Source organism: Pseudomonadota bacterium (assembly GCA_039815145.1).
Lineage (GTDB): Bacteria > Pseudomonadota > Gammaproteobacteria > Steroidobacterales > JBCBZW01 > JBCBZW01.
Genome location: JBCBZW010000174.1, coordinates 1 through 8,990 on the forward strand (window position 1 = coordinate 1; position 8,990 = coordinate 8,990).

Sequence of the window (8,990 nt, forward strand, 5' to 3'; positions counted from 1 at the left end):
CACGCAGGCCCCGTTGCCCGACGTCGTGGAGCAGAATCCCGACGACGGCATCCTGCTGGTGTGGGACGAGGTGCAGAACTTCACCCTCACCCAGGACCTGCGCGTCGACCGCGTGGCCGACCCCAACGCGGACTTCATCCAACCGGTCGGCTCGGACTTCCTCATCCTGGCGGGCACGGTGGTGTCCAGCCACTACGTGCAGTGGGATCCCGGCAATGGCAGTGAAGAGCGCGTCGACACCACGATGGTGTTCGACTCAGACATCTTCGCCTTCGTGACGTCGGACCAGAACCTGTTCGACTCCGACTTCCTCGGCGTGCCGGGACTGGACTACAACGACTTCGGTCTGCGCGGCCTCGAGAACGGCGACACCACGAGCTTCGGCAACGACCTGAGCCGCGTGGACATCAGCTGGCGCGCCACCAGCCCGGGCGACTGGACGCGGGTGATCACGGCCTTCTCCCCGGGCGCCGTTCCCGTGCCCGCGCCGGCCGGCTTGCCGGCGCTGTTCGGTGCGCTCGCGTTTTGGGGGTGGCGTCGTCTGACCGCGCGCTGAGGATGAAACGGTCTCTAGGGAATTGGCCGCGTTTCCGAGCGGCTATCCCTGGAGGCCAGCGCCCCCCTAGCCTTTGGGGAGATACGGGATCGTGCCCGCAGCGTCCGTGTCGTCGATGATGTAGAACTGGCTGGCGGTGCCGGCCTGCCGCGACGCGATGTACGGCGCGTAGGCGGGATCATTGGCGAAGGCCTTGGCGGCATCCACAGTCGGGAACTGCAGCAGGGCGATCAAGCTGACGTCCGGCGCATCGCCCTCGAGAGGCGTAACGCTGCCACTGCGGGACAGGTATTTCCCGCCGTGCTTGTGAACGATGTCGTGAACGTTGGCCGCGTAGTCTGGCACCCAGGCATCATCGTTAATCTTTACGTTAGCAATCAGGTAAGCGGCCATGGCGGACCCTCTGTAGTCACGATCGGGGTTCCCACCTTACCCTCCTGGCACACGTGGCGCGACACTCACCCAACGCACCGACGGTGCGACTGTGTCGCCGCTCCCGCGGTCGATCCTGGCCCCCAACCTACGCCAGCGACTTGTGCGGCCTCGCGGTCACAGGCAGCCCCTCCGCGCGGCAACTTGACGTTTCGACGACAGGCGGATCGAGGGAAGCGGTGTGCCGGGCCCCGCTCAGGCATAATCGCCGCTCCCTTGAACCCGCGAGACAGGCCCCATGTTCCAGCAGATCAAAGGCGTCATCGCGGCCGTCGCCTTGGCGGTGAACACCGTCTTCTGGTTCATCCCCATCATGCTGGGCGCGATCGTGCGCCTGTTGCTGCCCTTCGCCACCGTGCGCCGGCTCACGTCGCGCCTGCTCATGGCCAGCGGCGAAAACTGGATCACCGTCAACAACTGGCTGCTCGACACCACGCAGGGCACGCGCTTCCACATCACCGGCGCCGACGCACTTGGACGCGATGACTGGTACCTCGTAGTCTCGAATCACCAGAGCTGGATCGACATCGTCGTGTTGCAACGGGTGTTCAACCGGCGCATCCCCTTCCTGAAGTTCTTCATCAAGCAGCAACTGATCTGGGTACCGTTCCTGGGGCTCGCCTGGTGGGCGATGGACATGCCCTTCATGAAGCGTTACTCGCGGAAGTTTCTCGAGAAGCATCCGCACCTGCGCGGCAAGGACCTCGAGGCCACGCGCAAGTCGTGCGAGCGCTTCGCCGAGGTGCCGACCACGGTGATCAACTTCGTCGAAGGCACCCGCTTCACGCCCGAGAAGCACACGAATTCCAAGTCGACCTACCAACACCTCTTACCGCCGCGCGCAGGCGGCGTGGCGTTCGCACTGTCGGTCATGGGCGAGCAGTTTCACATGATGCTGGACGTTACGATCGTCTACCCCGGCGGTCGCAAGCGCTTCTGGGACATGTTCACCGGCAAGCTCGACGACGTCGTCGTCGATGTGCGCAAGGTGCCCGTCGAGCCCTGGATGCACGAGGGCGACTACGCTGCGGACCTCGCGTTTCGCGCCCGCTTTCAGGCGTGGTTGTCCGCCTTATGGGCCGAAAAGGACGAGCGGTTCGAAGCCCTCGAGAAGGACTGGAACTAGAGATGGTGGGGGCGGGAAACACCGACCCGGCGCCCTACAGCGGTCGAGAGGCCCTTCGTGATCGGCTACGCTAGATGACGTTGAAGCCGAGCCTGACGAGCCTCCCGTGACCCAACTCCTTCGCCGCCCCCTGCTGATCATCCTCGCCGGTTGCCTGATTTCCACCGTAGGCTTCGGTGCGCGGTCTACCTTCGGCCTCTTCCTCGAGCCGATGACGGCCACGCGAGGCTGGGGGCGCGAGACCTTCGCCATGGCCCTGGCCCTGCAGAACCTGTGTTGGGGCTTGGCGCTGCCCTTCGCCAGCGCCCTGGCGGATCGCTACGGGCCCTCGCGGGTGCTCACCGTGGGGGCCGTGGTGTACGGCGCCGGCGTGTGGGGCATGGCGACGACCACGTCCATCGTTGGCTTCAACCTGCTGGCCGGGGTGCTCACGGGCACGGGTATCGCGCTCACGTCTTTCTCCATCGCCCTGGCGGCCATGGTCCAGGTGGTGCCAGTGCACCGACAGACCCTGGTACTCGGCCTGGGCACCGCCGCTGGCTCCGCGGGGCAGGTGCTCTTCTCGCCCTTGAGTCAGTCCCTGATCAGCGCCCACGGCTGGTCCTCGGCACTGATCATCCTCGCCAGCCTCGTGCTCGTGGTGGTGCCCGCCGCCTGGCTCTTGCCGCGCGCCGACACGGCGCAGGCGAGCGCGTCTCGCGATGCCCTGACGCAAACCCTCGGCCAGGCGGTGCAGGAAGCGTTGAGGCATCGTGGCTACCTGCTGCTGACCGTGGGCTTTTTCGTCTGCGGCTTCCACGTGGCCTTCATCACCGTCCACTTCCCCGCCTACGTGAAGGACTTAGGGCTACCCGCGCAGGTCGGCGCATACGCGATTGCGCTGATCGGCCTGTTCAACATCGCCGGGTCCTTCCTCTCAGGGTTGGCCGGACAGCGCTGGCCCATGCGCCACGGCCTCGCGGTGATCTACGCCCTGCGGGCAGTGGCCATCGCGGGGCTTCTGCTCCTACCGAAGACCAGCCTTAGCATGCTCGTGTTCGCCTCGGCCATGGGGTTGCTCTGGCTGTCCACCGTGCCGCTCACCTCGGGCATCGTGGCGCGCGTGTTCGGGCCTCGGTACATGGCGACGCTGTTCGGTATCGTCTTCCTCAGCCATCAGCTCGGCAGCTTCTCGGGCGTGTGGTTGGGGGGATACCTCTACGACAACACCGGGTCCTACGATGTCGTGTGGTGGGCGGGGGTCGCCCTGTCGATCCTGGCGACGCTCATTCACCTCCCGATCGACGAACGGCCGCTGCGCCGTGAACCCGTGGCGACTGCGGCTGCCGCCTCCTAGGCCTGGCGTGCGCCGGATGCCATCAGGGTGTGCTGATAGGCGCGCTCCAGAACAGGGTCCCAACCACTGTGGTACTGATCGCGCACCTGCGAGGCCTGATCGCCTCGCTGCTCCCAACCGTCATGCCTGAGCAAGATCCGGGTTTCACCGGCAGAGACGGCCTCGAAGCGAATGTCGACACGCGTTGCACTTGCTGGCGTTAGGCCGGGATACCAAGAGAAGGTAAGGCGTTCACCGGGACGCCAGCACTCGACCACGCCCCATACATGGCGCTCGCCGTTGCCATCGATCTCGAAGAACTCACCGCCCTCATGGGCGTCGAAGGCGCAGCTGGCGGCCGGCGCCTGCGCCATCTGAGCGCTGACGCTGTGCGTCTCCAGGGGCCACCAGCGCCCGACGTGCGAGGTGAACAACTCGAAGGCCCGCGCCGCGGAGACAGGGACCGTGATCGTCTTTTCAACGGCGGGCAACGGTCGCTCAGTGGTCATCACGCCCTCCTCCTGGTGCTTGGCTCTCCACGTAGCTCGCGAAGCGCTGTAGGGCGTCGCCCCAGAGTTCATCGAGGTAGCGACGCAGGGCGACGGGGCCCGAGTCCACCAAGCGGTAGTGGCGACGCGTGCCTTGGGCCTGCACCTCCACGAGGCCTGCCGCGAGCAACTGCTTCAGGTGTTGGGAGACGGCAGGGCGCGACACCGGAAGCCCCGCGGAGATCTCCCCTGGGGTGCTTCGACCGCTGCTCACCGCTTCGAGCACGCGTCGTCGGGTGGGGTCCGCCAGGGCGTCGAAGGCGAGTTGGACTTGAGCATCACCGTAAGCCATAACTTACGGTAAGCGAATACTTACAGATATGCAAGCCCGGTTCAGACGCTCAACACGCAATGGTTGAGCCGGGCATCGCATCTATCGCTTCGGTTCGGCGGCCTTTCGCGTCGGTGCCCCACACACCCCGAGATCACTCCTCTCCTTCAAACCGTTCCTACGCCCTCGCCATCAAACACTGCACGTCCTGGGACTGGCAGCGACGCCCCTGACGCCCGAGATCACAAGCGTTCGGTATGTAAACGGGGCGGCGCCTGCACAGCCGCCGCAACAGGTCGTTAGGCACGAAACAGGTCTTCGTATGCAAGGTACAGCTACTACAGCATGGGTAATCATACTAAGCGTCACACTAGCTACGGTCGCGTTCTCGGCGCCGCAGAGCACAACTGTGCGCCCGAGCGTCGACCTTGCGTCCTCGGCGGAATCGCTGGCTAAGGCAATTAGAAACGGCGAGCTCACGAGCGAAGCGCTGGTAGCCGCATCACTCGAGCGAATCGCATCACTCGACAAGCGCGGGCCGCAGTATCGAAGCATCCTGTCGCTCAACGCGTCGGCCCTCGACGAGGCGCGCGCCCTGGACGCCGAAGCGGCCCGTGGCGAGTTCCGAGGTCGACTCCATGGCCTGCCCGTCCTGGTGAAGGACACGGTCGAGACCCGAGAGCTTCCCACCACCGCCGGCTCTCCGGCGCTCGCCGCGAACAACACGCAGCGCGACGCCGCCGTCATCGCCCAACTCAGATCGGCAGGGGCGATCGTCCTCGGCAAGACCAACCTCTCCGAGTGGTCGAACTTCCGCGCCTCCGACGCGCCGGCGGGATGGAGCGGTCTCGGCGGCCAGACGCTCAACGCCGTGGACAGATCCGTCTCCCCGTGTGGCTCCTCATCGGGATCGGCGGTGACCGTCGCCCTGTCCTTCGCGCCCCTCGCAGTGGGCGTGGAAACCAATGGCTCCATCACCAGCCCCGCTGCGTGCAACGGTGTCGTTGGACTAAAACCCACGATTGGCCTGGTGTCTCAAGCCGGCATCATCCCGGTGTCTCGATCCCAGGACTCGGCGGGGCCGATCGCACGCACGGTGCGCGACGCCGCGCTCATGCTGCACGCGATGGTGAGGCCTGACGCGACGGGCCAGGCTGTGGACTACCTGGCTGAGATCGAACGGGGCGTAGAGGGCATCAGAGTCGGTGTCTTCCGCTGGGCCGAAGGGAGTGACCCGGAAGTATCGGCGGCCTTCAACAGGGCCTTGCACGCACTTGAGGCTCGCGGTGCCGTCCTCGTCGACGTCACCTCCTTCAGGCCAAATCCCGTCACATGGGAAAGCGGAGAGGTACTGCTGGACATCGAGTTCAAAGCCGACCTCAACACCTACCTGGCCAACGCACCTGATAGCGTCCCGATTCGTTCGATCGACGATCTGATCGCGTTCAACGCCGAGCACGCCACCGAGGATAGCTTTGACCAGGCCATACTCCTTCAAGCAGTGTCTGCGCCGAGCATCGAGAGCGCGGAGTACCGACGCATCGCCCCCGCCATCAAGGCCGCCACCGGCCCGCAGGGCATCGATGCGCTGCTGAAGACTCATCAGGTGGACTTGTTGGTGATGCCGGCGGCCCCTCCGCCGTCACCACTGCGCGGTGAGGAGGAGGACGCATCAGACGGCGGGCCCATCGGGGCGAGTTGGCTCGCAGCGATGGCCGGCTATCCCGCCCTATCGGTGCCGATGCACACGGACGCTGATCGCCTTCCGCTAGGCATGCTGATGACGGCGACGGCCGGCGACGATGCCCTACTGCTTCGCGTAGGGCGTGCCCTGGAAGTGGCGATGGCTCAGGTAGCGGCCGAGCAGCCGCTCACGCCCTAGGGAAGCTCTGCATAAGTCCGGTCGTCGGCCCCGTGCGTCCAGCGACACGAAATCAAGGCGCGCAACGCCGAGATCGTGCCGCTGGTGCGCGGGGACGGTGAGCGGACTTGTGCAGAGATTCCCTAACCGCCATCGACCTGGATTGCGTCGCCGTACAGCCCTTCAGTTCAACGGCATCGGCTGGCGGGCAAGCTCGACAGACACCCGCTCAGTCGTTATCAGCACCCCCTTCGGCTCGACAGCCGGACGAGGTTCTCCGGAGCCGGTCTTGCCCAGATGGTGGTCGGCGAATTCAACCCGCCGCCCCTTGAAGCTGCGCTTGGGCAGGAAGCTCTTGAACCAGCTGACGAGTCGCGACGCCCAGCTCTGGGAGCGCTGCCCATGCAACTGATCGTTGGCCTGGCGATAGTTGTTCCGCGCCGTCCGGTAGGCCGCCCGTGAATCCGAGAGATCCAGGCGCCGGTTCGCATGGTTCAGGCGCGCAGCGTCCAGGCGCCTGCGCGCTGCGCTCTTGCTCTCGGGGGGTGCACGGTCGAAGGTGCGTTGGGCCCGCCTGAGTTCACGCGCCGCCACTTGCAGGTCCTTCTGAGCCTGCTTCTTGGCTGAATGGGCCTGCGTCATGTTGAACGCTGCAACGTCGGCCTTCTGCTTCGCCTTGGTGGGCTTTTTCTTGTTGTAAACCGACTTGGCTCGAGGGTCCGTTGTGGCGGGGCGGGTTTGGGAGGCGGAATGCTTCGTCGCACCCGGTTTGAGTTTCTGCGCCTCGGTCGGTTGGGCGTGGAACAGCGCGACTACCACCAGCACTACGCTCAGTATCGTTAAGTTCTTCATTCGCCTGCCTCCACTAGGGGGTCTGTCGTTGAATCCTCAGTGTCGTCGTCCCAGAGCAGATCCGAGATCTCGAACATGTTGTTGGTCAGGTTGCTGTAGGCACTTAGGGCTGAGAGGTCTGGATGTGGTAACTCGGGGTCCAGGGGGTCGAGCAGCGCGAAGACGACGAGCTCTTCGAGCTCCACGGCGACATCCCAGATGCGGAAGCCGCCCACCGCGCCCACGAAGGGCAACCCCTCGCCATTGATGCTGCCGACCCACAGCATCCGAGGCACCTCGTCCGGCAGGCCGAAGGTCATCTCGTCGAGCGGCTGACCGTCGACGACGACGACCATCGACCCCTGGAGATTGACGATGGCGACGTGGTGCATCACGCCGTCGTCGAAGTTGAACGCTACCTCGCCGTAACCATCGGCCGTCTGCACCGTGAGGCCGGTTCTGTCGCCGAGCATGGCGATGACGAAGCTGAAGTTGTCATCGGTTTCGCTCGACAGCACCACCGGGTCGTAACCGGGGTCATCTGTCCATCCCGGGGCGACCCAGAATTCGAGGGTGCCGCCCTCGCCCAGGTTGAAGGCCGGGTGCCCTGCAAAGGACAACCCGGTGCGTTCGTCCAGTTCCGCGATGTCGGGGGTGTAGCCCTGTGCGACGGCACCGAGTGACACCATCATCATCGTGGCTGCTACGCTGGCATTTCGATAAGCGTGTTGCATCTGTCTTTCCTCAGGTGGCGACGACTGCGGTCGCCGTCATTTGATACGTTTCATTCGCAGGGACAGGGTGAAGTCCGGGTTGGCCTTCTTGCCCACGGTCCAGCGGTAGTCCTTGCTGGTGCCCGGCTTGAGTCCGTTCTTGAGTGCGTCAGGCTGCTTGTAGTTTTTCTTGCTGTTCTTCGGATGCTTCTTGCCGAACGGCAGGTAATGCCAGTTCAGTTCGAGGGCAATGGTGTACGCGGCGATCTGTGCGCGGGTGCCCTGGATCTCGAGCATTCCGGCGGCGCCGCTCTTGTAGCTGTACTTCTTGGTTTGCTTCTTCTTCTTGCAAACCACCGAGAGCTTCTTGTCCTTGGTCGTGGCGTAACGATCTCGATTGCTGCCGATATAGCCGTCAAGGCTCAAGGTGCCTTCGACGTCGCTCACCATTCCGATCTTGCCGTCCGTGCACCAGATATGGCGCACGTAGATGCGCCAGGTCTCAATCGGCTCGTCCCTCTTCGGCTCCACGAGCGGAAGTAGGCTGCGATCGCTGATGCGATTGGCGAACTTCGCAATGTACGCTTCGGTGTGCAGTCGTAACTCTTCGCGTACGCCTTGGTAGATCTCGGGCTCGTTGGGGAAATTCAGCGGATTCAGAAGCTCGTACAGGGGGCGCAGATCCATCAGAATCGGATATGGCGTGGGCCCCGCGCTGTAGCCGTTTTCGTTCCACGATCCGTTACCGCCGACGGCAACGAAGGTGGCGCCCTCTTCGCCCACCGACCCAGAACTGCCGGTGCGCACCCCGGCATTGGCGCCGAAGTACGACGAACCGCCCGAGCCCAGTGTCTCCGCGCCGGCGGACACTTTGAAGCCTGCGTTGACCTCGGCGACTTTTCTCCAGGAATCCTCGGTAAAGGAGTGGGTGACCTTTGCTGCAGCACCGTAGGTCACGGCGTAGGGGTAGTGCGTGCCGAACTTGTCGATGATCGCCGTGTAGTTGGCGTAGCGCCGCGCGTCTTCGACCGCGTCGAGGAAGTCATCGGACAAGGTGGCGTACGGATGGTCGACGACCAGCGCGTATTGCTTGGCGCGGGAGAACCCTATCGCCTGGGCCACCGTCTTATTGCTTTCCCAACTAGCCATCGCCGATGCCGTGGCTTCGTAGGAGGCCGTCGTTTCTACGGGCACGCCCATGGCGTACCCGTTGCCCTTCATGTTGGCACCCATGGTCAGGGAGAGGGTGGTCTGCAACTCAGAACCCGACGACACCGCGGACTTGTTGAACACCATGCCCTGCGTAGCTTCCTGGATCAGCGTCAACCCGAGCGGCA

At 64.4% G+C, this 8,990-nt stretch carries 10 protein-coding genes; 4 read left to right on the plus strand and 6 right to left on the minus strand.

The window, feature by feature from the left end:
* A partial coding sequence (locus tag AAF184_23135; GenBank protein ID MEO0425250.1) for a hypothetical protein occupies window positions 1-556 on the plus strand: 556 nt, incomplete at its 5' end.
* Window positions 557-622: 66 nt separating this feature from the next.
* On the opposite strand, the gene AAF184_23140 is transcribed toward AAF184_23135, so the two are convergent.
* On the minus strand, window positions 623-949 hold the full coding sequence (locus AAF184_23140; protein MEO0425251.1) for a DUF1330 domain-containing protein: 327 nt from the start codon (window positions 947-949) through the stop codon (window positions 623-625).
* 277 nt (window positions 950-1,226) lie between these two features.
* Between AAF184_23140 and AAF184_23145 the strand changes: the two genes are divergently transcribed.
* Both AAF184_23145 and AAF184_23150 read left to right on the plus strand, forming a co-directional pair.
* A complete protein-coding gene (locus AAF184_23145; GenBank protein MEO0425252.1) occupies window positions 1,227-2,114 on the plus strand; it encodes an acyltransferase in 888 nt (295 codons plus the stop codon).
* 106 nt (window positions 2,115-2,220) lie between these two features.
* Window positions 2,221-3,450: an MFS transporter gene (locus AAF184_23150; GenBank protein MEO0425253.1), complete on the plus strand. Its 1,230-nt coding sequence runs from the start codon at window positions 2,221-2,223 to the stop codon at window positions 3,448-3,450.
* On the opposite strand, the gene AAF184_23155 is transcribed toward AAF184_23150, so the two are convergent.
* A complete protein-coding gene (locus AAF184_23155) occupies window positions 3,447-3,938 on the minus strand; it encodes an SRPBCC domain-containing protein (GenBank protein MEO0425254.1) in 492 nt (163 codons plus the stop codon). The two genes, AAF184_23150 and AAF184_23155, sit on opposite strands and share 4 nt — an antisense overlap.
* Window positions 3,928-4,269 (minus strand): metalloregulator ArsR/SmtB family transcription factor, encoded by a 342-nt coding sequence (locus tag AAF184_23160; GenBank protein MEO0425255.1) that lies wholly within the window; start codon window positions 4,267-4,269, stop codon window positions 3,928-3,930. The genes AAF184_23155 and AAF184_23160 overlap by 11 nt, the downstream gene beginning before the upstream one ends.
* Before the next feature lie 388 nt (window positions 4,270-4,657).
* On the opposite strand from AAF184_23160, the gene AAF184_23165 reads away from it, so the two are divergent.
* Window positions 4,658-6,130, plus strand: coding sequence for an amidase family protein (locus AAF184_23165; GenBank protein ID MEO0425256.1), 1,473 nt, complete (start codon window positions 4,658-4,660; stop codon window positions 6,128-6,130).
* A gap of 162 nt (window positions 6,131-6,292) precedes the next feature.
* Here AAF184_23165 and AAF184_23170 read toward each other — a convergent pair whose 3' ends face one another.
* From AAF184_23170 to AAF184_23180, 3 genes are all read right to left on the minus strand, one after another.
* On the minus strand, window positions 6,293-6,961 hold the full coding sequence (locus AAF184_23170; protein ID MEO0425257.1) for a hypothetical protein: 669 nt from the start codon (window positions 6,959-6,961) through the stop codon (window positions 6,293-6,295).
* Window positions 6,958-7,674 (minus strand): LamG-like jellyroll fold domain-containing protein, encoded by a 717-nt coding sequence (locus AAF184_23175; GenBank protein ID MEO0425258.1) that lies wholly within the window; start codon window positions 7,672-7,674, stop codon window positions 6,958-6,960. The genes AAF184_23170 and AAF184_23175 overlap by 4 nt, the downstream gene beginning before the upstream one ends.
* Window positions 7,675-7,710: 36 nt before the next feature.
* Window positions 7,711-8,990, minus strand: a 1,280-nt coding sequence (locus AAF184_23180) for an MAC/perforin domain-containing protein (GenBank protein ID MEO0425259.1), incomplete at its 5' end; no start/stop codon positions are given.

What these genes read in the sequence shown, in the direction of transcription:
- AAF184_23145 (MEO0425252.1), top strand. Translation starts at nt 1,227, where the DNA reads ATGTTCCAGCAGATCAAAGGCGTCATCGCGGCCGTCGCCTTGGCGGTG.
- AAF184_23160 (MEO0425255.1), bottom strand. Translation starts at nt 4,269, where the DNA reads ATGGCTTACGGTGATGCTCAAGTCCAACTCGCCTTCGACGCCCTGGCG.
- AAF184_23155 (MEO0425254.1), bottom strand. Translation starts at nt 3,938, where the DNA reads ATGACCACTGAGCGACCGTTGCCCGCCGTTGAAAAGACGATCACGGTC.
- AAF184_23140 (MEO0425251.1), bottom strand. Translation starts at nt 949, where the DNA reads ATGGCCGCTTACCTGATTGCTAACGTAAAGATTAACGATGATGCCTGG.
- AAF184_23170 (MEO0425257.1), bottom strand. Translation starts at nt 6,961, where the DNA reads ATGAAGAACTTAACGATACTGAGCGTAGTGCTGGTGGTAGTCGCGCTG.
- AAF184_23175 (MEO0425258.1), bottom strand. Translation starts at nt 7,674, where the DNA reads ATGCAACACGCTTATCGAAATGCCAGCGTAGCAGCCACGATGATGATG.